The organism is Streptomyces regalis (assembly GCF_001509475.1).
Classification (GTDB): domain Bacteria; phylum Actinomycetota; class Actinomycetes; order Streptomycetales; family Streptomycetaceae; genus Streptomyces; species Streptomyces regalis.
On the sequence record NZ_LLZG01000356.1, the window covers coordinates 1 to 25,800 of the forward strand.

Genomic DNA, 25,800 nt, shown 5'->3' on the forward strand with positions numbered 1-25,800 from the left:
CCTCCAGACGGCCACCGTCCTCCTCGCAGACCTCCGCCGCCACGACCCCCGCCTACTGCTCAGCCAGCACGACACAGCCCACCTGGCCCCCGGCGTCGCCGCCTGGCTGGAACGCGACCTCACCCCCACCGCCGTACGCCACGCCCTGACTACCGACCTGCCACCCGAGCCCCTGTGCCGCCCAGCCGCCCTCCTGGCCCACCGCCTCACCACCCAACTGCCGCCCCCACCGCCGTTCCGTGCACCCGCACCACCGCCAGCCGTCCGGCACCCGCTCCAGAACTGCGACGGCTGCGACCTGGCCTTCCGGGCCCCGCAACCGGGCAAGTGCCGGGCGTGTGCAGCGGTGGCGGGCCGAGTCGCAGGAATCCACAGCGGCCGGGATGTCGTACCGGCAAGTTGATCCGCACGGCATTCGGGGGGGATCGATGACGGCTTCAGTCAGGAGCAGATCGCGCAGCCGGACTGACCACGCCTGCCTCAGGACGCCGTCTCATACACGACAGGACTTCATGTGCTGCCTTCCTTCGCCGCGAACGGTTTCCCTCCGCTGGGCCGGTACTCGGTCTCCTTCGACGAAGCAGAGGCCACGCTGGTCAGTGCGCCAGACTTTCGGGACTCCGTCACGCGCACAGAACTGTGGGACGGACTGCAGGGCTATCTGGAGCGCTTCTTCACGCTCGAGGACAAGTACGCGGACATCCTGGACGGGCTCACGCTCGTCCACCGGTTGTGGCTCGGCGGCAGCTTCGTCAGCGCGAAGCTCGACCCCGGGAACATCGACACGACTCTCCTGATCGACATGCGGGCCGAGCGCGCGGTGCGTGGCAAGCCGGGCTCGAAGTGGCTCACCAGCGCCTTCAAGAGCCGGGACAGTGTGAAGGGCAAGTTCGGCGTCTCGCCGGTCAGAGTCGGGTACCAGCCCGTCAGCCACGTCTTCCAGCCCGAACGCATGACACCGGAGGAACGGACATACTTCATGGAACGGGGTGTGTGGGACGACTGGTGGCAACGCTGCCGACTGTCTGACCCAGCGGACCGCTCTCCGTCAGAAGGGAGTGCCGCCCCGGCACGCGGATATCTGGAGGTGCGACTGTGACGACCAGCGACAGCTGGCGCGAGCGTCGGCGTGCGCTTCTGGCGAACGATTCCGCGGCCGCCGAGGCCGCAGCGCGTCTACTCGAAGAGATGGGTACCGAGGAACGGGACGACGAGGAGGTCGAGGCCGAGCACCGGGCGAGCCGCCTAGCAGCGGTGCGCGAGTATGAGCCGGACGCCCGTCTCGACGAAGAGCTTCAGATCCGTCTGACCGGGCCGGACACCGAAGGTGGCGCTCTCCGCTTCCAATGGGGCGACGCCCTGCTCAATCCCGTGGAGAACGCGGTATCCGCCGCCGCGGGCACCCCGGTGCAGCTGGAAGTCACGGGCATCTCGTCGGGGAGCACCGTGGTGCACGCCCGGCCCGTCGCCCCTGCTACTTCCCCAGAGCCGTACGCCTTGGACGCTTCCGCCACTTCCGCCGCGAGCACGGGTATGAGCATGCTCGCCGATCTGCTTGCCGCGGTGGAGTCGGAGCAGGACATCCGCGAGTGGGCGCGAATCTTCGACGCGGTGGAGACCCTCGCCCGTGCGCTGGGCAAGTATCAACTCGACCTGGGCGTGACCTGGTACGGCGCGGACGGCAGCATGCGCCGCGCCAAGCTGACCGAGCGGGGCAGGCGCTACGTCGAACGGCTCCGCGAGACCAGGGACCGCGACCAGGAGATCACCATCTCCGGGCGCATCACCGAGCTGCGCGAAAGCGGCTGGGTGAAGGTCAAGACGGGCACCGCCAAGAATGCGCCGGCCTACGACGTCCGCTTCGAGGAGCCTGGGGAGTTGTTGCGTATGCGCCCTGGCCTTGGGGACAACGTTCATTTCCGGGTCCGCTTCCGTCAGCGGCTGGACTCAGTGGGCATCGCGCGGGCCACCGAGTACACCTACCTGGGCCCCGCAGCGGAGCAGACCTCGCTTCCACTCGAATCCTGAACAACGGCGCACCGAACCATCGGAGGACACCACGAACCCCCAGCCCGGCCATCGACACGAGCTGATCCCCCGTCCCGAGCCGACCCCTGATGCCCTACGTGCCGCCCTCGCCGTCGTCGCTCCAGGTCGCCTGGACGAAATGCAGGCCATGAAGGACGAGGCCTTCGCCAAAGCAGTCGAGTGGCAGTCGCTGAGCCCCCTGCGAAGCTGGATCCTCATCTGGGCCAAGGAGATCGAGATCGCCCGTCGGGCGGACCTGTCCACGCGCTACGCCCAGGCGGAGAACAACCTGGAAGACGAGGATCCGGCCATCGCACGGGAAGCCCTTCGCGAGCTGAGCGCGGTGCTGGAAGCGGCGATGAAGGCAGTTCGCGAGTGAGAGCAACCGGGTTGAGCTCGCACCGCTATCGGGCCATGCGGGACCTCGTACAGTCCATGGACGACGTCCTTCCCGGCAAACTCGAGATCACCAAGGAGGGGCTCGTCCACGACCTGTCGTCGCCGAACGGCCGACACGAGCTCACCAGGGCACGCCTCCGAAAGCGCATGGAAAAGGTGATGCCGGAGGGAATCGTGGCCCACACGGGCAAACCTGACGTGGAGGACGAACCCGAGGGCATCCTGCGTCGCCCCGACGTGATGGTGATCGCCGAGGCCGACATGGAGGGAGACGGCTCCTTCGACCCCCGCACACTTATTGCCGCCATTGAGGTCGCGTCCAACTCCAACCCGGACAACGACTGGGTAAGCAAGGTCCGCGACTATCCCCTGATCGGCATCCCCGTCTACGCCGTCTTCGACCCCCGCACCGGCTGCGGCGCCGTCCTCAGCGACATCCACGCCACCCCCGACGGCCCCCGCTACGCGACCCGCAAGGACTTCGTCTACGGCGAGGACGTCACCATCGGCGACTGGACGATCTCGACGGAGGACCTGCCTCGCTATTCGGCCGCGGCCACGGCCAAGGGCCAGAGCTGAGGCTGGACCCCGTCCCGAGCAGACCCCTGACGCCCTGCGCGCAGCGCTCGCCGTAGTAGCCCCCGAAACGCCAAGGCAGTCGAGTAGTCGAGTAGCAGTCGCTGAGCCCCTGCGGAGCTGGCCACGATGCCCCCAGGGTTCCGGCCCTAGGAGTGCCCCAACTCCGCCGACTCCTCGTCCCCCGCCACCGACACCGACCCCGAATCCGGCGCCGGACGCAGCGGGAACGGGTCCACCCGGGTCTCGTCGATCACCGGCGGAGCCGGACGCGGCGGCTTGGGCATGACCGCGGCCTCGGAGTGTCCGCCGCAGCCGTAGGTCAGGGACACGACATGGCCGTCGGCCGGGGAGAACTCGTTCGCGCAGACGCCGAAGGCCTGGCCGAGCGAACCGCCGATGGGGGCCAGGAAGCCGCACGTCACGCAGGAGGCCGGGGCCGCCTGGGCCATGGGGGTCTTGGCGCCGTACGACTCCTCCCAGCGGTCCGCGGCGACGTGGAGGCCGTAGCGGGACAGGACGCGGGCGCGGCGCATGCCCAGTTCTTCGGCCACCGCGGCGATCGAGCCGCGGGACGGGGCCATCGGCAGCTCCGCGGGGACACCCGCCGTGACGTCGGCGTCCTCCGCCTCCACCAGTTCCGCCATCTCGTGCGAGACGGCCGAGCTCGGCACCGGCTCGTCCTCACCGGAGTACCCGGGCTCCAGCCGGAGGTCCTCGGCGTCCGTGGGGAGCAGGTCGCCGGGGCCCATGTCGCCTGGGCGCAGGCGCTCGCTCCACGGCACCCACTCGGGGGCGAGGAGGGCGTCCGGGCCGGGGAGCAGGACCACCTCGTCCAGCGTCACGATCTTCGCGCGCGACGCCCTCGCCACCGTCACCGCCCAGCGCCAGCCGCGGTATCCGAGTTCCTTGCACTCGAAGAAGTGCGTGACAACGCGGTCGCCTTCGGAGAGCAGGCCCGCGTGCTCCCCCACCACGCCTGGCGCGGCGGCCTCCTCGGCTGCACTGCGGGCGAGGTCGACCGCCTCGGCGCACAGACGGTCGGGGGTGCGGCTTCGCGTTGTCGCTGCGCTCACAGGTATCGCTTCTCTCCTACGCCGTCTCTCGGGTGCGGTGCCTTGAGGCGGTCGAGCGAAACGGAGCGGACCTGTGGGCCGCGTCGACGTCCGCATCCGAATCGCGCTCGGGCGCACCTACGTCATCCATTGTGCGGGATGGCTGAGATACGCACGCTACCTGTTCGCGAGCGCTGGGCCTACACCGACGGCCCTTTCACCGCTGCGCGGCGGTGCCGAAACCGTGCCCGCGACCGGACAGTCACCGTCGGCCGACCCGAGTCCGTACCCTCCATACGCGCCGTAACCGCACTACCCACCCCCATCTCGGGGCACTATTGCGTCGTGGCAACCGCGAAGCCGCCCCAAGGAGCCACCGGTGTCGGTGGGGCCAAGGGGGGCCGGAGTCGAAGTGGCGGATCGGGCCGGAGGCGCGGCTCCTTCCGCTCGGTCGGCCGTGCCCTGCACTTCCCGTTCACCGGAACCGCCCGCGGCATCCGCAAGGCCACCCACGCGCACGGCGCCGGAGAGTCCGGCCTCGGCAAGCTGATCGAACTGCACGGGGTGAACGGCGCCGGGGACATGATGATCACCGTCGCCCTCGCCTCCACCGTCTTCTTCTCCGTGCCCACCGACGAGGCCCGCGGCCGGGTCGCGCTCTACCTCGGCATCACCATGGCGCCGTTCACCATCCTCGCGCCCGTGATCGGTCCTCTTCTCGACCGTCTCCCCCACGGCCGCCGGGCCGCGATGGCCGGCGCCATGTTCGCGCGGGCGATGCTCGCGCTGGTCCTGTCCGGGGCGGTCGTCACCGGCAGCATCGAGCTGTATCCGGCGGCGCTCGGGGTGCTGGTCGCGTCGAAGGCCTACGGCGTCGTCAGAAGCGCCGTGGTCCCCCGGCTGCTCCCACCCCACTTCTCCTTGGTGAAGGCCAATTCCCGGGTCACTCTCGGCGGCCTCCTCGCCACCGGCATCGCGGCGCCCATAGGCGCGGGACTCCAGGCGCTCGGGGCGCGCTACCCGCTGTACGGCGCCTTCTTGATCTTCATCGCCGGTACGTTCCTGTCGTTCACCCTGCCGCCGAAGGTCGACTCGGCCAAGGGCGAGGACACCGCGCTGCTGGCGGCCGACGCGCAGCATCTGCACGGGCCGCACCTCAAGCCGGTCAAGCGCCCCGGGCTGCGCACGGTCGGCATCGCCGTCACCCACGCCCTCGGCGCGAACGCCGCCCTGCGCTGCCTCTCCGGCTTCCTGATCTTCTTCCTCGCGTTCCTGCTGCGCGAGCACCCGATGTCCGGGCAGAGCGCGGCCGTGTCCCTGGGCATAGTCGCGGTCTCGGCGGGGGTCGGGAACGCCTGCGGTACGGCGGTGGGGGCGTGGCTGCGCTCCAGGGCGCCCGAGATCATCATCGTGACGGTCGTGGGCTTCGTGCTGCTCGCGGCGATCACGGCCGCGGTCTTCTTCGGCGCGGTCCTGGTGGCGTTCCTCGCGGCGACCGCCGGGTTCGCGCAGGCGCTGGCCAAGCTGTCGCTGGACGCGCTGATCCAGCGGGACGTGCCCGAGCTGGTCCGTACGTCGGCGTTCGCGCGCTCCGAGACGCTGCTGCAGGTGTCCTGGGTGCTCGGCGGCGCGGTCGGCATCGTGCTGCCGCTGAAGGGCTCCCTGGGCCTGCTGGTGGGCGCGGGGATCGTCGCCGTCGGCTGGCTGACCACCATCAAGGGCCTGATCAGCTCGGCCCGGCACGGCGGCCGCACACGGCCGGACGTGGCCTGACACGCGCGCTCCGCCCCCGTGACGTACCGCGCTGACGTACTGCGCTCCGCCCCCGTGACGTACGGCACGCCGCCCCGCATAGAGAGAGCGTCACGCGGGCCCGATAGCCTTTGCCCATGACCTGGATGCCACGCGGCGGAGCCGCTAATGTCCGCGCCGTTGTGCGACGCCGCCGCGCGCTCGCCGCCGCCGGCGCCGTTTCCGCCGGACTGCTCGTCCTGTCGGCCTGCGACAAGCCGACGCCGATGGCGACGATCACCGTCGGCACCTCCTCCGTCAACGCGGAGGCCACCTGCGGTGGTGAGGGCGACGCCCTGAAGACCGCGGACCTGGCCAAGTGCCTGAAGGACAAGGACATCAAGTCCATCACGGTGGACCCCGACGAGACCGTGCGCTTCGGGGTCGACCCGGAGATCGCGGACGAGGGCTGGACCGTCCTCATGAACGGTCAGCCGCTCACCGACTCCAGCAAGAAGACGTACCGCACCATCCCGGGCAGCGTGTTCTTCAACGCCCAGTACGGCGCCAGCGGCGACTCGACGCTGGTGTCGATCAAGGAGGGCGAGCAGGACGTGAAGGGTCTGTGGTCCTTCAAGCTCAAGAAGGACAGCTGACCACGTCCGGCGTACGCGTACTGGTGGCCACCGCAGTCCCGGCTGAACGGGACGCGGTGGCCCGGGCGATCGAGGCACCCGGCGTCGACGTGATCGCCGCCGGCGTGGGCCCCGCCCTCGCCGCCGCCTCGACCGCCAAGGCCCTCACCACGGCCGCCCTCGAAGGCGCCCCGTACGGCCTGGTCGTCTCGTCCGGCATCGCGGGCGGCTTCGCGCCCCCCGCCCCCGTCGGCTCCCTCGTCGTGGCCGACGAGATCACCGCCGCCGACCTGGGCGCGGAGACCCCCGACGGCTTCCTGCCCGTCACCGAGCTGGGCTTCGGCACCGTCACCCACCGTCCTCCCGAAGCACTCGTACGAGAGGTCGCGACCGCCACCGGGGCGCGCCCCGGCGCGATCCTCACCGTCTCCACCGTGACCGGCACCGCCGTCCGCGCCGCACAGCTCCGCGAGCGCCACCCCACCGCGCTCGCCGAGGCCATGGAGGGCTTCGGCGTCGCCGAGGCCGCGGCCGCGCACGGCACGCCCGTGCTGGAGCTGCGCGCGATCTCCAACCCCGTCGGCCCGCGCGACCGCGCCGCCTGGCGCATCGCAGACGCCCTCGCGGCCCTCACCGAGGCCTTCGGGAAGCTCGCACCCGTCCTGGAAGGTTGGCACCCGCATGACCGGTGAGCAGCAGCAGCGACAGCCCTTGCAGATCGCGTACTCCCCCTGCCCGAACGACACCTTCGTCTTCGACGCCCTCGCCCACGACCGCGTCCCCGGCGCCCCCGCCCTCGACGTCACCTTCGCGGACATCGACATCACCAACGGCATGGCCGAACGCGGCGAGTTCGACGTGCTGAAGGTGTCGTACGCCGTGCTGCCGTACGTCCTCGGCGAGTACGCCCTGCTGCCCTGCGGCGGTGCGCTGGGCCGGGGTTGCGGACCGCTGGTGCTGACGCGCGAGGCCGGGGTGGACCTCACCGGCCGTACGGTCGCCGTGCCGAGCGAGAAGTCGACGGCGTACCTGCTGTTCCGGCTCTGGGCCGCCGACACGCTCCCCGGCGGAGTCGGCGAGATCGTGGTCATGCCCTTCCACGAGATCATGCCCGCCGTGCGGGACGGGAAGGTCGACGCGGGGCTCGTCATCCACGAGGCGCGCTTCACGTACCAGAACTACGGGCTGCACAAGCTCGCGGACATGGGCGAGCACTGGGAGGCCACCACCGGGCTGCCCATCCCGCTGGGCGCGATCATCGCCAAGCGCTCACTGGGCGCACGGCAGCTGAAGCTGCTCGCCGACTCCATCCGTACGTCCGTACAGGCCGCCTGGGACGACCCCGAGGCCTCCCGCGCCTACGTCATGGAGCACGCCCAGGAGATGGACCCGACCGTCGCCGACCAGCACATCGGCCTGTACGTCAACAAGTTCACCGCCGACCTCGGCGAGGACGGCTATGCGGCGGTGCGGGGGCTGCTCACCCGTGCGGCGGCCGAGGGGCTGGTGCTGCCCCTTGGATCCGAAGCACTCACCTTCCCCTGACCTCTCGCGCTCCCTTCAACCGCCGGACGCCCGCTACGGCAACGGCAGATGCCAACGCCGGCGCAGCCACCCGCAGCCCACGAAGCGGTACAAGGACGGCGAAAAGAGGCGCCGCGGCGGTGCGGGGCCTGCTCACCCGTGCGGCGGCCGAAGGGCTGGTGCCGCCCCTTGGACCCGAGGCACTCACCTTCCCCTGACCTTTCGCACTCGCTTCAACCGCCGGACGCCCGCCCTGCTCACACGTGCGGCGGCCGAGGGGCTGGTGCCGCCCCTCGGCCGTGATGCGCTGGAATTCCCGTAAGTCCCTGACGTACCTATACGTCGAGCTGGTCGGCGACCGCCCGCAGGAGGCCGGCGATTTTCTTGCCGGCGGTCTTCTCGGGGTAGCGGCCCCGTTCCAGCATCGGCGTGATGTTCTCGAGGAGGGTCGTCAGATCCTGGACGATGGACGCCAGTTCGTCCGGCTTCTTGCGGGTGGCGGCCGCGACCGACGGGGTCGGGTCCAGGACCGTGACCGAAAGTGCCTGGTCGCCGCGCTGGCCGGCGACCACGCCGAACTCAACTCGCTGGCCCGGCTTGAGTGTCTCGACTCCGGCGGGGAGGACCGAGGAATGAACGAAGACGTCACCGCCGTCGTCGCGGGAGAGAAAGCCGAAGCCCTTCTCGCTGTTGAACCACTTGACCTTGCCGGTAGGCACGTCTGTCCTCGTCCTCGTACTCGTCGGAAAACTGCTTCTGAAAACGGCTCTTGATAGCACTACAGCGGGTCGACCATGACCCGCCGCTACCAAGGCTAATGCTCCCGGAGCCGGTGACAAGACGTCGCCCGGTTGTTCCTTCGCGCAGGGAACTACCCTGGTCCGGTGCGTGACAAAACCCAAACGAATTCCGCCGCTCCCGGTGACCGACTGATCCGTGCCGGAGCCGTCGTGTTCTTCATCGGTGCCGTGGCCACTCTGGTCACTGTGGCCCCGTTCCTGCTCGGTACGACGCCATTTCCGACGTACATGTTCGGACTGAGCATGCTCATGGGCGTCGGATTCCTCGTCGCCGGCGCGGGGGTGCTCCGCTCGGTCGCGGCGGGGCGGCGTCAGGCGCGGGGCGCGTCCAGGTAACCGGTGAGCCAGGCAGGGAACTCGGTCAGGTCGGTGAGGATCACGTCCGCGCCGAGCGCACGCAGCTGATCAGTGCTGTACGGCCCGGTCGCCACGGTGACCGACAGCGCGTCGGCCGTGCGGGCGGCGCGGATGTCGCCCTCGTGGTCGCCGACGTAGACAGCCGCCTCGTGCTCACGCAGGGCCACCGCCTTCTGCTCGGCCCAGAGGTCGCCCACGACCGCGTCCGGCTCGATGCCGAGGTGTTCCAGGTGCAGCTTGGCGTTCGGCTCGTACTTGGCGGTGACGACGATCGCGCGGCCGCCTGCGGCGCGTACGGCGGTGATCGCCTCGCGGGCGCCGGGGAGGGCGGGGGTCGCGGTGATGGCGATCGCCGGGTACATCTCGCGGTACAGGTCGGCCATGGCCTCGACCTGGTCCGCCGGGAACCAGTTGATCAGCTCATCGGCGAGGGGCGGCCCGAGCCGCGTGATCGCCAGGTCGGCGTCGATGTACGTGCCCGTCCGCTCGGCCAGGGCCGTGAGGCAGGCGTGGATGCCGGGGCGGGAGTCTATGAGGGTCATGTCGAGGTCGAAGCCGACGGTGAGCGGGAGCGCGGTCGTGTAGGCCATATGCGTCATTGTGCCCAGCAGCTCGGTCCTATTCGTTGTATGGCGGCTGCGGGTGTGTTGGGTCCTTGGCCCGTGGGCTAGGTCTGCTTCTGCGAACGCCAGACGATGAACAGCGCCGACGCCACCGCCGCCCCCCGCAGCACCCACGGCCAGGTCTCGGCGATCGCGTCGCTCATGTGGGCCTCGGCGATCGGGGTGCCCCAGCGGCCCTCGGTGCGGCCCCACAGCCAGACGACGCCGGCGGTGAGGGAGAGGCCGGGCAGGATCATGACCGCCCATTTCGTCTCGGCGTCACTCAGCCGCCGTGAGCCCCAGGCGATGAGCCAGCCGAGGAGCAGGGCGATGAGGTTGCCGAGGACGGCACCGGCGACGAGGAGGGCGGCGGCGAGCAGGAGCAGGGGGTTGCTCCAGCGGCCGGTGGGGAGGGTCGGGCGGCGGGGCAGGAGGCGGCGGCGACGGGGGGCGTCGGTGTCCGCGTCCGGGGCGTCGGCCTGCTCGACGGCGGCCGGGGCGGGCTCCTCGGCGGGCTCCTTCTTCTTGAGCCGCGTCTCCTCCGCCGAGGGCGGGCGGCGGAGCATCTCCGGGATCTCGACGCCGCCGACGAATCCCGGGACGTCCTCGCCGGGGCCGAAGGGGCTGCTGTCCACCCGCCACCAGTCGGACTGGGTCGCGCTGCCTCCCAGTTCGTCCGTGCTGGCGAGGTGGGGCGGCGGGGGCGCGTAGTCGGCTGCCGGGGGCGCCTCGGCGGGGCGCGGGCGCGGCACCATACGGCGCAGCCCCTTGGGCCGTTCCTCGTCGGCCTGACTGTTCCGGCTGTCCGGCTGTACGGGCACGGAGGTGACCGGCGCCTGGGGTGCGGGGGCGGCGTTGCCTCCGGCGGCGGCGACCACCTCGTCCGGGGTGCCGAGGCGGGAGATGATGCGGCGGACGGCGGCGGGGCTGTCGACGGGGGCCTTCGCGCGCCGCCGGTCGATCTCGCCCCGCAGCTCGTTCACCAGGCGCATGCGGGTGGACGACGGCAACTGCCGCTGCTGAGCGACGTCGCCGACGCGGCTCAGATACTCGTAGACGACCTGGTCGCTCTCGATCCCCACGAAGTCCCCTCCGGGGTGGGTGCGTTGAATGCCCGGTGGGACGACGTTAGCGCAGGACAGGGTGGGTTGGGCGGGTCGGACCGGTGGGCGGTGCGGGTCGGAGCGGAGTTGGGTGGCCGGTGGGCGTGACCGAGGGCCGGGGCGGAGCCACCGGGGACACCCTCGTCGGCCCGGCCGCCGGAGGCAACCCGCTAACGTGGGCAGGATGAGCGACCCGGCTACACCGCCCCGTTCCCTCGCGGAAGCCCTCCGTGCGCGGGACGACGCCTCCCTGGCCGTCCTCCTGCGCAGCCGCCCCGACCTCATCACCCCCGTCCCGACCGACCTCACCCAGCTGGCGACCCGCGCCGGCACCCGGGCCTCCGTGGTGCGCGCCCTGGAGCGGCTGGACCGTTTCGCGCTGCAGACGGCGGAGGCGCTGGCCGTGGCTGCGGATCCGGCGACGTACGGCGAACTGCTCGGCCTGATGACCGGCGACGAGGGCGATCAGGCCGTCGCCGGCGCCCTGCCGCACGCTCTCGGCGCCCTGCGGGACCAGGCCCTGGTGTGGGGCTCCGACGACCGGCTGCGGCTCGTCCGTACGGCACGTGAGCTGCTGGCGCCTTCGCCGCAGCACCCGTCCCCCACCGGCCTGGGTCCGACCGTGCAGGAAGCCACCGCGGGCATGTCGCCGGGCCGTATCCAGGAGATCGTCACGACGGCCGGGCTGGCCTCGACCCACGACGCCGTGTCGGCCGTGTCGTCGCTCACCGCCCTGTTCGCCGACCGGCGGCGCATGGCGGCCCTGCTCGCCGACGCCCCGGAGGAGTCGCTGGAGGTCCTCGCCCGCCTGGTCTGGGGGCCGCCGTACGGCCAGGTCACCGCCGATCCGGCGCCCCGCCTGCGCTGGCTCCTCGACCGCGGCCTGCTCCTCCCGACGGCGCCCGGCACGGTCGTACTCCCCCGCGAGGTGGCCCTGCACCTGCGCGCCGGCCGCGCGCACCGCACCACCGAGCCGCTGCCGCCGCCCGTCGAGGCGACCGCGACGCACCGTCCACAGGTTGTGGACACGACGGCGGCCGGGCAGGCGTACACGGCGCTGGCGACCGTCGAGGAGCTGCTGAAGGACTGGGACGAGGGCGGGCCGACCGTCCTGCGGGCGGGCGGCCTGAGCGTGCGCGACCTCAAGCGGACCGCCGTCGCGCTCGACGTGTCCGAGCCGATGGCCGCGTTCTGGGTCGAGCTCGCCTACGCCGCGGGGCTGCTGGCCTCCGACGGCGAGGCCGACGAGCGGTACGCGGCGACGCCCGCCTACGACGAGTGGCTGGAGCAGCCCGCCCCGCAGCGCTGGGTGCGGCTGGCGGAGGCGTGGCTGACGGCGACGCGTACGGCGGGCGTGGTCGGGGGGCGGGACGCGAAGGACCGTACGTTGTCGGCACTGGGCCCGGGCCTGGACCGCTCCGCCGCGCCGGAGGTACGGCACCGGGTGCTGACCCTCCTCGCCGGGCTGCCGGAGGGAGCGTCCCCGTCCACCGAGTCGGTGCTGGCACGGCTGCACTGGGAGCGGCCGCTGCGCGGGCCCCAGCAGAACGACGACCTGCGCAGCCGCCTCGCCCGGTGGACGCTGAACGAGGCGGAACTGCTGGGAGTGACGGGGCGGGGGGCGCTGTCGGCGCAGGGGCGGGCGTTGCTGGGCGCGCGGCTGCCGGAACCGGCCGCCACGGAACCGGTCGGCCCCGGCGACAAACTCCCGGTGCACCACCACCGCCCGACCGCACCCCCCGAGCCCCTCACCCCCGCCGAGCAGACCGTCGCCTCCGCGGCCGCCGCCCGCCTCCTCACCCCGCTCCTGCCCGAGCCGCTCGACCACGTCCTCCTCCAGGCCGACCTCACGGCCGTGGCCCCCGGCCCCCTGCAGCGCCCGCTCGCCGAGATGCTGGGCGTCCTCGCGGACGTGGAGTCGAAGGGCGGGGCGACGGTCTACCGCTTCACGCCCGGCTCGGTACGCCGCGCCCTCGACGCCGGCCGCAGCACCTCGGACCTGCACGCCTTCCTCGCCGAGCACTCGCGTACGCCGGTGCCGCAGCCGCTGGCGTACCTGATCGACGACGTGGCCCGCAAGCACGGCCATCTTCGGGTGGGCGCCGCTTCGGCGTACGTCCGCTGCGACGACGACGCGCTGCTGAACGAGATCCTCGCCGACAAGCGGGCTGCCGGGCTGCGCCTGCGCCGCCTGGCGCCGACGGTGCTCGCCACCCAGGCCGATCCGGCCGCACTGCTGGAGGGCCTGCGCGCGATGGGCTTCGCCCCGGCCGCCGAGTCGGCGGAGGGCGATGTCCTGATCACCCGCGCCGACGCCCACCGCACCCCGCCGCGCACGGCCCCCGAGCCGGTCCCGGAGGGCCCGCCGACGCCGGATGCCACGCTGCTGGCGGCCGCGATCCGCGCCATCCGCGCGGGCGACCTCGCCTCCACGACACCGCGCAGGCCGAGCGGGGCCGCGGCTGCGGTGACCGGCGGTGAACTGCCCCGCACGACCCCCGCCGAGACCCTCGCCACCATGCAGGCCGCCGTCCTGACCGGCGAGGCGCTGTGGATCGGGTACGTCAACGCCGAGGGCGCCGCGAGTCAGCGGGTCATCGCGCCGGTGCGGGTCGAGGGCGGGTTCGTGACGGCGTACGACCACACCGCGGACGAGGTACGGACGTATCCGCTGCACCGGATCACGGGGGTCGCGGAGCTCGCGGACGACGAGACCTGACGGCTGGACCTGACGGCCGGATCCGACGGGCCCACTCGTTCGGGTGTACGTGTCATTCCATGCACGCCACGCCGGGCTCTTCCAACTCTTGAGGGACCTTACGGACCTTTCCGCATCGCGTCATGAGGCGCAGGGCAGCCACCCGGTGTCCTGATCACGCTCTCAAGTGAGCGCAACAGAGAGGTTGTTGTCCCATGCGCACTGCGCGCCGCATCGCCACCGTGCTGACCGCCACCGCCGCCATGATCGGAGCCTTCGCCGCCCAGGCCGCGGCGGTCGCCGTCGACGTCGCCGGCGCGGTGGTCGAGATCCCGATCTGACCCCGCCCCCGCACGCGTCGGGCCGGCCCCCGTACTCCGGGGTCCGGCCCGTCCGGCTCACATGTCCCGCTCCGGCATCAGAAAGGCTCACCAGTACCCATGCGCCCCACCCCCGCCCGCCTCGCCACCGTCGCTGCCGCCGTCCTCGTCGGCGTACTCGCCCCCGTGGCCGCCGCGGCCCCCGCCCCGGCCCTGCCGCTGCCCGTCCCGGCGGCCGGCGCGGAGTCCCTGGTCACCGAGGGCGTCACCATCGAAGGACCACTGGTCAACAACCTCACTCTGCCCATGCTGAAGTAGCGCGCCGCATCCGGTAGCTGTCGCCGTCGATCCGTACGAGCTCGACGTGGTGGGCCAGCCGGTCCACCATCGCGAGCGCCGAGGGGCCGCCGAAGATCTCGTCCCAGCGGCCGAGCGGACGGTCACTGGTCACGATCAGCGAGGCCCGTTCGTAGCGGTGCGCGACCAGCTGGAAGAAGAGGGCGGCGGTCTCCGCCTGGAAGGGGGTGTAGCCGACCTCGTCGACGATCAGCAGGGCGTGGTCGTCGAGCACCGCGAGCTCCTCGGCGAGCCGGCCTGCGTCCTGTGCGCCGGCCAGCCGGGCGGCCCACTCCGCGGCCGTCGCGAACCGCACCGAGTGGCCGGCCTGGCAGGCGCGCACGCCGAGGCCGACGGCCAGATGTGTCTTGCCGGTGCCGGGCGGACCGACGAAGACCACGTTCCGGCGGGCGGCGACGAAGTCCAGCTTGCCGAGCCGGGCCACGGTCTCCCGGTCGAAGGCGCGGGGGTACTCCTCGTCGAAGTCCTCCAGGAGCTTGCGGGCGGGAAACCCGGCGGCCCGGACCCGCGCCTCGGTGCCGGCGTCGGCGTTGGCGTGGACGTTGGCGTTGGCGTCGATGGCCGGGTGCGGGGCGGACGCCTGGGCGGGGATCGGCACGGAACACACGGCGGCGGTCACCGCTGCCGTCGGCGCCGCGTCGGTTCCCGTTCCCTGCCCCCGGTCCCCCTTGTGCGGTGCGTGATCGGCGGCCCGGTGGGCGGCCATCGGCCCCGACATGTACGCCAGGATCGCCGCCGACGCGATGAACGCCATGTGGATCACCGTGCCCCACAGCAGTGAGTGGTGCGAGGTGTGGTGCACATCCACGAACATCTGGAGCAGATGGACGGAGGAGATGCCCACGATGGCGGTGGCGAGCTTCACCTTCAGCACATTGGAGTTGACGTGCGAGAGCCATTCGGGCTGGTCACGGTGGCCCTGCAGACCGATGCGCGAGACGAATGTCTCATAGCCGCCGACGATCACCATGATCAGCAGGTTGGCGATCATGACGACGTCGACCAGCTTGAGCACCGCGAGCATCACATACGTCTCGGTCGCCTGCCCGCTCACGCACCGGACGAGTAACGTCCACAACTCGTAGAAGAACTTGTAGACGTACACGCCCTGGGCAGCCACCAGGCCGAAGTACAAGGGAGCCTGGAGCCAGCGGGTGGCAAACAGGGCGAAGCCGATTGTCGTGGTCGTCACGATCCGCCATTCTTCGGAAGCGACCGCCGAACAGCTCAACCGAACCACCCACAGGACTGAATAGACATCCTGTAGGACCGCAGGCGCCGACCCGTCCCGGCCCGGGGGACGATCAGGCAGACTGGACGTTTGGTCGCGTCGTCCGGCCGTACGGAAAGGTTGCCGCGCGTGAATGGTCCACTGATCGTCCAGTCCGACAAGACCCTGCTCCTGGAGGTCGACCACGAGCAGGCCGACGGCTGCCGTCGGGCCATCGCGCCGTTCGCGGAGCTGGAGCGGGCGCCGGAGCACATCCACACGTACCGGGTGACGCCGCTGGGGCTGTGGAACGCGCGCGCGGCGGGGCATGACGCCGAGCAGGTCGTGGACGCGCTGGTGCAGTACAGCCGGTATCCGGTGCCGCACGCACTGCTGGTCGACATCGCCGAGACGATGGACCGGTACGGCCGCCTGACCCTGAGCAAGCACCCGGCCCACGGGCTGGTCCTGACGACCACCGACCGTCCGGTCCTGGAGGAGGTGCTCCGCTCCAAGCGGATCGCGCCCCTCGTCGGCGCCCGTATCGACCCGGACACCGTCGTCGTCCATCCCTCCGAGCGGGGGCAGATCAAGCAGACCCTGCTGAAGCTGGGCTGGCCCGCCGAGGATCTCGCGGGGTACGTCGACGGCGAGGCGCATCCGATCGAGCTGGCCGAGGACGGGTGGGCGCTGCGGCCGTATCAGAAGCAGGCCGTGGAGAACTTCTGGCACGGCGGCAGTGGAGTCGTGGTCCTGCCCTGTGGGGCGGGCAAGACCCTGGTCGGCGCCGGGTCCATGGCCCAGGCGAAGTCGACCACTCTCATCCTCGTCACGAACACCGTCTCCGCCCGGCAGTGGAAGCACGAGCTGGTGAAGCGGACGTCGCTGACCGAGGACGAGATCGGTGAGTACAGCGGGACGCGCAAGGAGATCCGGCCCGTCACCATCGCCACATATCAGGTGCTCACCACCAGGCGGAAGGGTGTCTATCCGCACCTGGAGCTGTTCGACTCCCGGGACTGGGGTCTGATCGTCTACGACGAGGTGCATCTGCTGCCGGCGCCGGTCTTCAAGTTCACGGCGGACCTTCAGGCCCGGCGACGGCTGGGGCTGACCGCGACGCTGGTGCGGGAGGACGGGCGTGAGTCGGATGTGTTCTCGCTGATCGGTCCGAAGCGTTTCGACGCCCCTTGGAAGGAGATCGAGGCGCAGGGCTACATCGCGCCCGCGGACTGTGTGGAGGTGCGGGTCAATCTGACCGACTCCGAGCGGCTCGCGTACGCCACCGCCGAGCAGGAGGAGAAGTACCGCTTCTGCGCGACGACCGACACCAAGCGCAAGGTCACGGAGGCTCTCGTCCGCCGGTTCGCCGGGCAGCAGATCCTGGTCATCGGCCAGTACATCGACCAGCTCGATGAACTGGGCGAGCACCTGGACGCCCCCGTGATCAAGGGCGAGACCTCCAACGCCCAGCGCGAGAAGCTCTTCGACGCCTTCCGGCAGGGCGAGATCAGCGTCCTCGTCGTGTCCAAGGTCGCCAACTTCTCCATCGACCTGCCGGAGGCGACCGTCGCCATCCAGGTCTCGGGCACCTTCGGCTCCCGCCAGGAGGAGGCCCAGCGCCTCGGCCGCGTCCTGCGCCCCAAGGCCGACGGCCACCAGGCCCACTTCTACTCGGTCGTCGCCCGCGACACCCTCGACCAGGACTTCGCCGCCCACCGCCAGCGCTTCCTGGCGGAACAGGGGTACGCCTACCGGATCGTGGACGCGGACGAACTCCTGACAGAGGGCTGACCGGGCCGGCCCACGCGACCGACGGGGCCGGATGCACGACGCGGCCCCGTCCGCGCGCCCCCGCTCACGGCGCCGGCAGTGTGAACACCAGGAGCAGTACGAACAGGGGCGGCAGCAGGGCGGTGAGCGCGGCTGCGGTGCGCCAGGGGGACCAGCGGCGTTGCCAGGGGAGTGCCCAGGCGGTGAGCCAGGCGGCGAGTGTGGGCAGGCTGCCGTAGGAGAGGGTTCCGTAGATCACGGACAGTTGCGTGTTGAGCGCCGGGGAGCAGTCGTCGGGACCGCAGCTGTCCGTCGCCATGGCGGAGAGCCCGCCGAGGAGCAGCGCGGCCGGGCCCAGGAAGACCAGGAGGATCGTCGCGACGAGCGGCGCGATCCAGGCCTTGGGGTCCCGCTCAGCCGCGTCCGAGGGGCTCGGGGGCTGTGCCGCGATGTGCTGTGTCGTCATGCGAGCAGTGAACCGGCCCGGCGAGTGCCGGGGCACCGGTGCGCGTACTCATCCGGCGGGTGATCACGTACTCAGCCGTGGGCAGGAGCAACACCAGCAAGGGGTATGGGGACGCCAACGGCTGTTGCCACCAGGGCAGTTGGAGATCCAGTTCCCCCTCGTGCGGCAGCAGCCACATCGTGCGGGCGGTGAAGACGAGGGCCACGAGTGCGGCCGTACGGGTGCGGCCCTCTGCCAGGAGTACGGCGATCAGCGGGACGCACCACACCCAGTGGTGGGACCAGCTGATCGGCGAGACGAGCAGCGCCGTGAACGCCGTCAGGAGGATCGCGTGGCGGTCCTCGGCAGCCCGTGCGGCCAGCCACAGCCCGGTGAGCGCGACCGCCGCGCATGGCAGCGCCCAGGCCGCCGGGCCCGGTGCCGGGTCGCCGAGGGCGCGGGCGATCAGGCCCTGCAGCGACTGGTTGTCGACGATCCAGGCCTTTCCCACGCGGCCCGTCTCATAGAGGCGGCGGGTCCAGAAGTCGAGGCTCGCGGAGGGGAGGACGAGGGCGCCGAGCGCGACCGTCCCGGCACAGGCCGCCGTCGCCGTCCCCGCCTCCCGGTGTCGCCCGCGCAGCAGCAGGTACGCGATGAAGATCGCCGGAGTCAGCTTGATCCCGGCCGCGATGCCCACGGCGGCGCCCTTGAAGCGGGCGCCCGACGGCCGGGTGAGGTCCCACAGGATCAGGCAGGCCAGGGCGAGGTTGATCTGGCCGAAGAGCAGGGTCTGGAAGACCGGCTCCAGCCAGAGGGCCGCGGCCGTGGCGGCGCACAGCAGCGGGGGGCGGATCTTCGGCAGGCCTGCCAGGCGGGCGGAGAGGCGGACGAGTACGGCGAGCAGGAGCGCGTTGCCCGCCAGAAAGGCCGCCTTGAGGGTTGTCACCGGGATCAGGGCCGCCGGGACGAAGAGGAGTGCCGCGAAGGGCGGGTAGGTGGCGGGGAGGTGCCACTCGGTGACCGTGAAGCCGTAGAGGTCGTCGCCGCCGCGCAGGACGGCCTGTCCTTCGGCCCGGTAGACCAGCGCGTCGGCCATCGGGATGCGCTGGTGGACGCAGAGGGCCGTGAAGGTCGTCAGCGAGAGAACGGAAACGGCGAGAAGGACGCAGGGAGTTGCGGAGTGTGATCGGCGGGTCACGCGGTGACCCTAGACGGTCACTTGTGGCGGACGCCCGCCTCCTCGCCGTACTCACCGAGGATGATCACGTCGAAGGCCGCACCTGCGAACACCTTGACGGCACGCAGGGCTTCGCCGATGCGATGACGGTGGTGACTCCCCTGGAGCGCGGTCGCTCCGCGGGGGCCCACGGGGGCTGGGTTGATGGTTGCTGCGCTCATGTCTCCATGATGGATTCGCGGGCACGAAGACCGCATCGGCCTGCGGTCCCAAGTGCCGCACTACCTCCGTACGCCTCGGGACGGACCCCTTCCCCCAGGGAGTAGGGCCGCATCCCCTAGGGGACGGAACGGAACATGCCCGGGCAGGGGGCGGCGGGCAGCGGGCAGCGGGCAAGGGGCGGCGGGCAGGGCGCGGGCACGGGGACAGGCGCGGGCACGGGCACGGGCGCAATATTCGGTGGCCATCGTCGTCCCCCCTCACCTAAGATCTCCGCTCTTGCCCGCCTCCCCCGTGGAGTGCCGCCGCCCGGACGGAAACCGGTCGGCTCTCTCGATCACCTACCTGTAGGTCCCTCCGGAGGCACCCCCTTGGCCACGCCCGTCGACGACTCCCTCGACCCACTCTCCCGAGAGCGCTCCCACCTCGCCTCCTCCCGTTCGGCCCTGCGCGCCATGCGTGAGGACGTCGAATCCCTCGACATCAGCGACGTCACCGCGAACTGGGTCAACGCCGAAGTCCTCAGCCGCCAGATCGACGAGCGCATCAAGGCCCTGGCCGACCTCAGCGACACCCCGCTGTTCTTCGGCCGGCTCGACTATCTGCACGCTCCCGGCGCCGAGGAGGCGGAGGGCGCGGAGGGTGAGCGCTTCTACATCGGGCGCCGGCATGTGCACGACGCCGAGGGCGACCCGATGGTCATCGACTGGCGGGCACCGGTGTCCCAGCCCTTCTACCGGGCCTCCAAGAACGACCCGATGGACATCGCGCTGCGCCGCCGTTTCGGTTACACGGGCGGCGACCTCACGGCGTACGAGGACGAGCACCTCTCCGACCCGGCGGAGGCGGCGAAGACCAGCAAGCTGCTCCAGCAGGAGATCGAGCGGCCGCGCGTCGGCCCGATGCGCGACATCGTGGCGACGATCCAGCCGGAGCAGGACGAGATCGTACGGTCCGGACTCGGCGGGACCGTGTGCGTGCAGGGCGGCCCCGGTACCGGGAAGACGGCGGTGGGCCTGCACCGGGTCGCGTATCTGCTCTACGCCCACCGTGAGCGCCTCGCCCGCACCGGCACCCTGGTCATCGGGCCGAACAAGTCCTTCCTGCACTACATCGAGCAAGTCCTCCCGGCGCTGGGTGAGTTGACGGTCCGCCAGGCGACGGTGGACGACCTCGTCGCGCACGTCGAGGTGCGCGGCACGGACGACGCGGCGGCCGCGGTGATCAAGGGTGACGCGAGGATGGCGGAGGTGCTGCGGCGCGCCGTCTACTCGCATGTGACCATGCCGACCGAGCCGGTCGTCGTCGTCCGCGGATCCCGCCGCTGGCGCGTTGCGGCGTACGAAGTCGAGGAGATCGTCCGCGAGTTGCTCGCCCGCGACATCCGCTACGGCGCCGCTCGCGAGGCCCTTCCGCAGCGCATCGCGCACGCCGTGCTGGTGCAGATGGAGCGGTCGGGCGAGGCGCCGGACGACCGGGTGCAGGACGCGGTGGCCCGCAACAGCGCGGTGAAGGCCGCCGTCAAGGCGATCTGGCCGCCGGTCGACCCCGCGAAACTCGTCCTGCGCCTGCTCGCGGACGCGGACTTCCTCGCCGTACACGCGCAGGGGCTGCTGAGCGAGGACGAGCAGAAGACGATCCTCTGGGCGAAGCCGGCGCGCAGCGTCAAGTCCGCCAAGTGGTCCGCGGCGGACGCGGTGCTGATCGACGAGGCGAACGACATCGTCGCGCGCACGCCGTCCCTCGGCCATGTCGTCCTCGACGAGGCGCAGGACCTCTCGCCGATGCAGTACCGGGCGGTGGGGCGCCGCTGCACGACTGGTTCGGCGACGATCCTGGGCGACCTGGCGCAGGGTACGACCCCCTGGGCGACGCGGAGTTGGGACGAGGCGCTGGCCCACCTCGGCAAGTCGGAGGGCCTGATCGAGGAGCTGACGGCCGGCTTCCGCGTGCCGACGGACGTCATCGCCTTCGCCTCCCGCCTCCTCCCTCACATCGCGCCGGGCCTGACGCCGGTGGCGTCGATCCGTGAGAACCCCGGGTTCTTCGAGGTCCGTGCGGTGCCGGGGGCCGCCGAAGTCGTCGCCGCGTGCGAGGAGTTGCTGCGCAACGAGGGCTCGATCGGCCTGATCGCCGCGGACGCCCGGATCCCGGCCCTGTCGGAGGCGCTCACGGCGGCGGGGATCGCCTACCTGGCCCCGGGTGAGGAGACGACCCAGCAGGCCCGCCTGACGCTGGTCCCGGCGTCGCTCGCGAAGGGTCTGGAGTACGACTACGTCGTCCTGGACGAGCCGCAGGCGGTGGTGGACGGGGAGCCGGACGAGCGGACGGGGCTGCGGCGCTTGTATGTCGCGCTGACGCGAGCGGTGTCGGGGTTGATCGTGGTGCACGCGGCGGCGCTGCCGGGGCAGCTGGGCTGAGGGGCGGGAGCGTCGGGGGTGGTGACGTCTGGTGGCGGGCTGCGGGTGATCGGGGGCTGGTCGCGCCCACGCGGCGGAGCCGCATATCGATACAGCCCCGCGCCCCTGGGGCGTTGCAGCTGACGTCGCTTACTCGTGATGTGGTGCGGCGAGCCAGCTTCCGTCCTGGAACTCGGCAGGGATCTCGTCCTCCCACGGATCGATCCCCCGGCTCTCCATTTCGTCGAACCACCGGTCCCGCTGCGACTCGGGGAGGCGCTGTCCGCACCAGGGACAGAAGTCGATCCCGTGGCTGGATGTGCCGCCGTCATGGATCAGCAGGCCGTACTCCTGAAACCTGGCGCTGAATCGGATCAGGGCGTCCGGGCAGGCGAAAGGGTCGCCGTGCTGGTCGCAGTGCCAGTTCACTTGGCTCGTCATCGTGTCGCAGCAGTGTTCGGTCATGACCTCAGCTCAGGTTGATCAACAGTTGACGGGAAGTAGATCACGGTCTGAGGTGATCTACGACCGGGATACCTCGTCCAGCACAGCCCGCCACTGAGCCACAGCGGCGACGGACACCGGCCGGTCCCACCCGCCAGGCCGCGCCGCCCCGCCGATGTGAAACCCGTCGATACCAGCGGCCAGCAGCCTCGGCACATGGTCGAGGCGCAGCCCCCCGCCCACCAGGATCCGCTGCTCGTACCCGGGCTCCCCGCTCCTCGCCGCCTCGGCGACCAGCGTGAGGAGCCCGTCGTCCACACCCACCGCCGACCCGGCGGTGAGATATGTGTCCAGCCCCGGCATCCCGTCCAGCTGCTTGCGCAGCGCGTCCCGGTCGGCGGCCCGGTCGATGGCCCGGTGGAAGGTCCACCGGCACCCGTCCAGCTCGCCCACCACCCGCTCGACGGCCCCGAGGGCCACCCCGCCGTCGGCATCGAGAAACCCGAGCACGAACTCCTCGGCCCCGGCGTCCCGCATCTCCCGGGCCACCCGCACGACCCGCCGCACGTCCCCCACCGCGAACCCGTCCGCCAGCCGCAGCATCACGCGCAGATCGATGTCGACGGCGGCCCTGATCCCGGCGAAGGTCTCGACGGACGGGGTGAGCCCGTCGGCGGCCATATCGGTGACCAGTTCCAACCGGTCCGCACCCCCGGCCTGGGCGGCGACCGCGTCCTCGACGCCGAGGGCGATCACCTCCAGGACTGCACGCTCGCTCATGGGACCCCATTCCTCGGCATTCGACGGCGGCTACAGACTTACAGGTCTAGTCCAATCCAAGCGTACGTGGTGGAGGCCCGCCCGAGGATCCGCAGGGTCAGCGGAAGATGTTCAGCTCTCCCGTGTCCGCCCCCGCCAGCTCGTACGACGCCCCCTCCACCGGCCTCCCCGCATACAGCCGTACGAGCGTGGTGGCGTCCCCGATGTACCGCGCCGGGGGGCGCGGGGCCGCCGGGTCGCCCAGGCGCAGGGGCTCGTCGACGTCGTCCAGGTCGGCGTGCAGCGGGACGTGCCGCCGCTCGCGGGTCAGCCACGCGAGCAGCCGGAGCGCGTCCGGCAACCCGGCCCCGGCGTACGCCCCGGGCTCGCCGAGCACCTCCCGTACATCACCGGCGTGCACCCACTCCCCCAGCGCGATGCCGTCCAGGGCCCCGCCCGCCTTGGCGATCACCGGCCCCGCCTCGGTCATCCCGCGCTCCAACTCGTCGACGACCTGCGCGTTCGTCCAGTCGGCGCGCTCGGCGATGTCGCGGTCGTTGGAGGCGGGCGAGAAGACCCCCTCCTCGAACCGGCTCTCCACCACCCGCATCAACGCGGCCGAACAGTGCGCCAGCACATCCCGCACCGACCACCCCGGACACGCGCGCGTCGGCAGCGCGAAGTCGGCCTCCGTCCTCCCCCGCAACAGCGGAACCAGCGCGTCCCGCTCGACGACCAGCAACCGCCCCGGCAGCTCGGGGTCCCGTACGTCGTGCACGTCAGCAGAAGTCATGGCGTCCACGCTAGGGGGCGGGGCAGCCGACCCGGGAGAATGAGGACATGGCCGATCTCGACGACCTCCGTTCCCGCTGGCTGCGCACGCTGCTCGCGGCGCGGGAAGACGACTCCTGCGCCCTCTCCCCGCACCGGTACGGCGACGCCTTGCTGCGCCGCTGGTCGGAGCCGCAGCGGCGCTACCACACCGTCGAGCACCTGGCGGCGGTCCTCGGGCACATCGACGAACTGGAGGAGTACGCGGACGACATCGTGGCGGTGCGCCTCGCGGCCTGGTTCCACGACGCCGTGTACCTGCCGGAGCGGTCGACGAACGAGGAGCGCTCCGCCCGCCTCGCCGAACGCGCCCTCCCGGAGGCCGGTGTCCCCGCGGAGCGCACCGCCGAGGTGGCCCGCCTCGTCCGCCTCACCACCACCCACGCCCCAACGCCGGACGACCGCGACGGCCAGGTGCTGTGCGACGCCGACCTCGCGATCCTCGCCGCCCCGCCCTCCGCGTACGCCGCCTACACGGCCGCCGTCCGCGAGGAGTACCACTTCGTCCCGAACGACGCCTTCCGCGAGGGCCGTGCCGCGATCCTGCGCCAACTGCTCGCCCTGCCGAGCCTGTTCAGCACGCCGTACGGGCAGGAGAAGTGGGCGGCGACCGCCCGTTACAACCTCTCCTCCGAGCTGGAAATGCTGTCGCTGTGACCCGCCCGCCGTCGTAGCCTGCACGGCATGCGAGACATAAGCGGGGAACGCGTGGAACAGGCCGTGGCGAGCTGCGTGGCGCTGCTACGAACGCTGGCGGACCGGGAGTGGGGCGGGGGGAAGACCGGGCGGCTGGAGTGGAGCTGCCACGAGACGGCGTTCCACATCGCCGAAGCCCTCATCTCCTACGCCGCCAACCTGGCCGGACGTGCGCAGAACGACTACGTCCCCTTCGAGATCACCCTCGACGACGGCGCCGACAGCCACGGCCTCATCCAGGTCATCGAGACGACCGGCGCCCTCCTCACCGCCACCATCCGCACCACGCCCCCCGAGGTGCGCGCCTTCCACCCGTACCCCTTCCGCAGCGCGAACCGTGAGGGCTTCGCCGCGATGGGGATCGCCGAAGTGCTGCTGCACACGTACGACATCGCCGAGGAGTTCGGGGTGGCGTACGAACCGCCCGCCGAACTCCCGGAGTTCGTCCTCACCCGGATCTTCCCGCACGTCCAGCCCGGCCCCGACCACTGGCGCACCCTGCTGTGGGCCACCGGCCGCGGCGACCTGCCCGGCCGCGCACCCGTCACCGAGTGGCGCTGGCGCAACAACCTCGTCATCCCCACCGACCGCCTGACCCTCCAGGGCGTCACCCCCGCGGCCGCCGCCGACCTGAGCGCGGGCGGCGACGGCGGGTTCAACTGGGTCGTGGGCGGTCCTTTCGAGGGGACGAGGGAGGCGGCCGGGATGACGCTGAAGGCCTACGAGACGGGCGTGCACCGCCCCGAGTTCGGCCTGTTCGTCCTCGTACGCAAGGAGGACGGCCTCGCGGTCGGCGGCATGGGCTTCCACGGCGTCCCCGACGAGGAGGGCCGCGCCGAGGTCGGCTACGACCTCGTGGAGGGCGCCCGCGGCCGCGGCTACGCGAGCGAGGCCCTGGACGCACTGTCGGAGTGGGCCCTGGCCAGGGACGACGTACAGCTTCTCTGCGCCATCGTCGAGGCCGACAACCTCCCGTCGCAGGGCGTCACCTCGCGCGCCGGGTATGTGCGGGCGACGGTCGAGGAGGAGCGGGCGGCACAGGAGAGGCACGACATGGACCCGGCGCTCAGGCTGTACGTCCGCGGGGAGCGGCCCACAGCGGCCTAGCGTGGGGCGGAGCCGACCCGCACCGCCGCAGGGAGCCGCCATGTCGTTCACCGACGAGGAGATCGCCTACCTCACCGCGAACCCGCTCGCCCGCCTCGCCAGCCTCTGCGCGGACGAGCAGCCGGATGTGGTGCCGGTGGCCCTCGAGTTCGACGGGACCCACTTCTGGGTGGGCGGCCCGCGCCCCGAGGTCCTCGACACCCGCAAGTTCCGCAATGTCGCCCACGGCCGCGACAAGGTGGCCTTCGTCGTGGACGACCTGCTCTCCATCGAGCCGTTCGTCGCCCGCGGCATCCGGGTGTACGGCGTCGCGGACGGCCCCGTGGAGCGGGTCGGCATGGTGGGCCCCGGTCACTATCTGCGCATCACGCCGACGCTCTCGTGGAGCTGGAACCTGTCGGACCCTCCCCAGCCGTCCGGAGAGACCTGGTACCCCATGCGCCGCACCGAGCACGCCCAAGAGTGAGAGCAGGACGGTGACGGTGACCCAGGTCACATCCGCCCATGTCACATCCCGCCGAGCCGTTCCGTCATAGCTGTGTAACCCGACGACAA

At 71.5% G+C, this 25,800-nt stretch carries 28 protein-coding genes and 1 pseudogene; 18 read left to right on the plus strand and 11 right to left on the minus strand.

Going from position 1 to position 25,800, the window contains the following annotated elements:
- The 5 genes and pseudogenes from ADL12_RS51165 to ADL12_RS30470 form a co-directional block, all read left to right on the plus strand.
- A pseudogene (locus ADL12_RS51165) lies at window positions 1–403 on the plus strand (helix-turn-helix domain-containing protein); the annotation flags it as partial.
- A gap of 111 nt (window positions 404–514) precedes the next feature.
- Window positions 515–1,099 (plus strand): DUF6932 family protein, encoded by a 585-nt coding sequence (locus ADL12_RS30455; protein ID WP_062707485.1) that lies wholly within the window; start codon window positions 515–517, stop codon window positions 1,097–1,099.
- Complete coding sequence (locus ADL12_RS30460) at window positions 1,096–2,028, plus strand: hypothetical protein (protein ID WP_062707488.1); 933 nt, start codon at window positions 1,096–1,098, stop codon at window positions 2,026–2,028. Before ADL12_RS30455 ends, ADL12_RS30460 begins: the two co-directional genes overlap by 4 nt.
- 61 nt (window positions 2,029–2,089) lie before the next feature.
- Window positions 2,090–2,407, plus strand: a complete 318-nt coding sequence (locus tag ADL12_RS30465; protein ID WP_062707633.1) for a hypothetical protein — start codon at window positions 2,090–2,092, stop codon at window positions 2,405–2,407.
- Window positions 2,408–2,442: 35 nt separating this feature from the next.
- Window positions 2,443–3,006 (plus strand): Uma2 family endonuclease, encoded by a 564-nt coding sequence (locus tag ADL12_RS30470; RefSeq protein ID WP_208614650.1) that lies wholly within the window; start codon window positions 2,443–2,445, stop codon window positions 3,004–3,006.
- 146 nt (window positions 3,007–3,152) lie between these two features.
- On the opposite strand, the gene ADL12_RS30475 is transcribed toward ADL12_RS30470, so the two are convergent.
- Window positions 3,153–4,079: a DUF3027 domain-containing protein gene (locus ADL12_RS30475; RefSeq protein ID WP_062707494.1), complete on the minus strand. Its 927-nt coding sequence runs from the start codon at window positions 4,077–4,079 to the stop codon at window positions 3,153–3,155.
- A 324-nt stretch (window positions 4,080–4,403) separates the two neighbouring features.
- Here ADL12_RS30475 and ADL12_RS30480 point away from each other — a divergent pair, with 324 nt between their 5' ends.
- From ADL12_RS30480 to ADL12_RS30495, 4 genes are all read left to right on the plus strand, one after another.
- Complete coding sequence (locus tag ADL12_RS30480) at window positions 4,404–5,831, plus strand: MFS transporter (protein ID WP_062707497.1); 1,428 nt, start codon at window positions 4,404–4,406, stop codon at window positions 5,829–5,831.
- Window positions 5,832–5,947: 116 nt separating this feature from the next.
- Window positions 5,948–6,445, plus strand: a complete 498-nt coding sequence (locus ADL12_RS30485; protein WP_208614651.1) for a DUF2771 domain-containing protein — start codon at window positions 5,948–5,950, stop codon at window positions 6,443–6,445.
- On the plus strand, window positions 6,415–7,116 hold the full coding sequence (locus tag ADL12_RS30490; RefSeq protein ID WP_208614652.1) for a futalosine hydrolase: 702 nt from the start codon (window positions 6,415–6,417) through the stop codon (window positions 7,114–7,116). Before ADL12_RS30485 ends, ADL12_RS30490 begins: the two co-directional genes overlap by 31 nt.
- Window positions 7,106–7,969, plus strand: a complete 864-nt coding sequence (locus tag ADL12_RS30495; protein ID WP_062707500.1) for a 1,4-dihydroxy-6-naphtoate synthase — start codon at window positions 7,106–7,108, stop codon at window positions 7,967–7,969. The genes ADL12_RS30490 and ADL12_RS30495 overlap by 11 nt, the downstream gene beginning before the upstream one ends.
- A 314-nt stretch (window positions 7,970–8,283) precedes the next feature.
- On the opposite strand, the gene ADL12_RS57830 is transcribed toward ADL12_RS30495, so the two are convergent.
- On the minus strand, window positions 8,284–8,667 hold the full coding sequence (locus tag ADL12_RS57830) for a cold-shock protein (protein WP_058924654.1): 384 nt from the start codon (window positions 8,665–8,667) through the stop codon (window positions 8,284–8,286).
- Window positions 8,668–8,832: 165 nt separating this feature from the next.
- On the opposite strand from ADL12_RS57830, the gene ADL12_RS30505 reads away from it, so the two are divergent.
- The gene (locus ADL12_RS30505) at window positions 8,833–9,084 is read left to right on the plus strand and encodes a hypothetical protein (RefSeq protein WP_037887985.1); all 252 of its coding nucleotides are present in this window, start codon (window positions 8,833–8,835) and stop codon (window positions 9,082–9,084) included.
- On the opposite strand, the gene ADL12_RS30510 is transcribed toward ADL12_RS30505, so the two are convergent.
- Window positions 9,060–9,704 (minus strand): HAD family hydrolase, encoded by a 645-nt coding sequence (locus tag ADL12_RS30510; RefSeq protein ID WP_062707504.1) that lies wholly within the window; start codon window positions 9,702–9,704, stop codon window positions 9,060–9,062. The two genes, ADL12_RS30505 and ADL12_RS30510, sit on opposite strands and share 25 nt — an antisense overlap.
- Before the next feature lie 68 nt (window positions 9,705–9,772).
- The gene (locus tag ADL12_RS30515) at window positions 9,773–10,789 is read right to left on the minus strand and encodes a hypothetical protein (RefSeq protein WP_062707506.1); all 1,017 of its coding nucleotides are present in this window, start codon (window positions 10,787–10,789) and stop codon (window positions 9,773–9,775) included.
- Between the two features lie 205 nt (window positions 10,790–10,994).
- Here ADL12_RS30515 and ADL12_RS30520 point away from each other — a divergent pair, with 205 nt between their 5' ends.
- From ADL12_RS30520 to ADL12_RS30525, 3 genes are all read left to right on the plus strand, one after another.
- Window positions 10,995–13,529, plus strand: a complete 2,535-nt coding sequence (locus ADL12_RS30520) for a helicase C-terminal domain-containing protein (protein WP_062707509.1) — start codon at window positions 10,995–10,997, stop codon at window positions 13,527–13,529.
- A 194-nt stretch (window positions 13,530–13,723) separates the two neighbouring features.
- The gene (locus ADL12_RS57835) at window positions 13,724–13,849 is read left to right on the plus strand and encodes a hypothetical protein (protein ID WP_279617178.1); all 126 of its coding nucleotides are present in this window, start codon (window positions 13,724–13,726) and stop codon (window positions 13,847–13,849) included.
- A 99-nt stretch (window positions 13,850–13,948) separates the two neighbouring features.
- Window positions 13,949–14,146, plus strand: coding sequence for a hypothetical protein (locus tag ADL12_RS30525; protein WP_062707512.1), 198 nt, complete (start codon window positions 13,949–13,951; stop codon window positions 14,144–14,146).
- Here ADL12_RS30525 and istB read toward each other — a convergent pair.
- Entirely contained in the window at window positions 14,124–15,377 is a 1,254-nt protein-coding gene (gene istB, locus ADL12_RS30530; RefSeq protein ID WP_244188116.1) for an IS21-like element helper ATPase IstB, read from the minus strand. The two genes, ADL12_RS30525 and istB, sit on opposite strands and share 23 nt — an antisense overlap.
- Before the next feature lie 168 nt (window positions 15,378–15,545).
- Between istB and ADL12_RS30535 the strand changes: the two genes are divergently transcribed.
- A complete protein-coding gene (locus ADL12_RS30535) occupies window positions 15,546–17,189 on the plus strand; it encodes a DNA repair helicase XPB (RefSeq protein WP_062707518.1) in 1,644 nt (547 codons plus the stop codon).
- A 64-nt stretch (window positions 17,190–17,253) separates the two neighbouring features.
- Here the strand turns inward: ADL12_RS30535 and ADL12_RS30540 are convergent, their stop codons facing one another.
- From ADL12_RS30540 to ADL12_RS30550, 3 genes are read right to left on the minus strand one after another with little or no spacing between them, the layout of a single operon-like run.
- Window positions 17,254–17,634, minus strand: a complete 381-nt coding sequence (locus ADL12_RS30540) for a hypothetical protein (protein ID WP_062707521.1) — start codon at window positions 17,632–17,634, stop codon at window positions 17,254–17,256.
- Window positions 17,582–18,811 carry a glycosyltransferase 87 family protein gene (locus tag ADL12_RS30545; RefSeq protein ID WP_244188117.1) on the minus strand — a complete coding sequence of 410 codons (1,230 nt, stop codon included), beginning with the start codon at window positions 18,809–18,811 and terminating at the stop codon, window positions 17,582–17,584. The genes ADL12_RS30540 and ADL12_RS30545 overlap by 53 nt, the downstream gene beginning before the upstream one ends.
- A gap of 17 nt (window positions 18,812–18,828) precedes the next feature.
- Window positions 18,829–19,011 carry a hypothetical protein gene (locus ADL12_RS30550; protein WP_062707524.1) on the minus strand — a complete coding sequence of 61 codons (183 nt, stop codon included), beginning with the start codon at window positions 19,009–19,011 and terminating at the stop codon, window positions 18,829–18,831.
- Window positions 19,012–19,380: 369 nt separating this feature from the next.
- On the opposite strand from ADL12_RS30550, the gene ADL12_RS30555 reads away from it, so the two are divergent.
- Complete coding sequence (locus ADL12_RS30555) at window positions 19,381–21,429, plus strand: HelD family protein (protein ID WP_062707528.1); 2,049 nt, start codon at window positions 19,381–19,383, stop codon at window positions 21,427–21,429.
- Window positions 21,430–21,558: 129 nt separating this feature from the next.
- On the opposite strand, the gene ADL12_RS30560 is transcribed toward ADL12_RS30555, so the two are convergent.
- The 3 genes from ADL12_RS30560 to ADL12_RS30570 form a co-directional block, all read right to left on the minus strand.
- Window positions 21,559–21,873 (minus strand): DUF6980 family protein, encoded by a 315-nt coding sequence (locus ADL12_RS30560; RefSeq protein WP_062707531.1) that lies wholly within the window; start codon window positions 21,871–21,873, stop codon window positions 21,559–21,561.
- Window positions 21,874–21,930: 57 nt separating this feature from the next.
- Window positions 21,931–22,632, minus strand: coding sequence for a copper homeostasis protein CutC (locus ADL12_RS30565; protein WP_062707534.1), 702 nt, complete (start codon window positions 22,630–22,632; stop codon window positions 21,931–21,933).
- 97 nt (window positions 22,633–22,729) lie between these two features.
- Complete coding sequence (locus ADL12_RS30570; RefSeq protein WP_208614653.1) at window positions 22,730–23,404, minus strand: maleylpyruvate isomerase family mycothiol-dependent enzyme; 675 nt, start codon at window positions 23,402–23,404, stop codon at window positions 22,730–22,732.
- A 47-nt stretch (window positions 23,405–23,451) separates the two neighbouring features.
- Here ADL12_RS30570 and ADL12_RS30575 point away from each other — a divergent pair, with 47 nt between their 5' ends.
- The 3 genes from ADL12_RS30575 to ADL12_RS30585 are packed head-to-tail and all read left to right on the plus strand — an operon-like array spanning window position 23,452 to window position 25,711.
- Window positions 23,452–24,099, plus strand: a complete 648-nt coding sequence (locus tag ADL12_RS30575) for an HD domain-containing protein (protein WP_062707540.1) — start codon at window positions 23,452–23,454, stop codon at window positions 24,097–24,099.
- A gap of 27 nt (window positions 24,100–24,126) precedes the next feature.
- The gene (locus tag ADL12_RS30580; RefSeq protein ID WP_208614654.1) at window positions 24,127–25,245 is read left to right on the plus strand and encodes a GNAT family N-acetyltransferase; all 1,119 of its coding nucleotides are present in this window, start codon (window positions 24,127–24,129) and stop codon (window positions 25,243–25,245) included.
- A gap of 40 nt (window positions 25,246–25,285) precedes the next feature.
- Complete coding sequence (locus tag ADL12_RS30585; RefSeq protein WP_062707546.1) at window positions 25,286–25,711, plus strand: PPOX class F420-dependent oxidoreductase; 426 nt, start codon at window positions 25,286–25,288, stop codon at window positions 25,709–25,711.
- The last annotated feature ends 89 nt before the right edge of the window (window positions 25,712–25,800 follow it).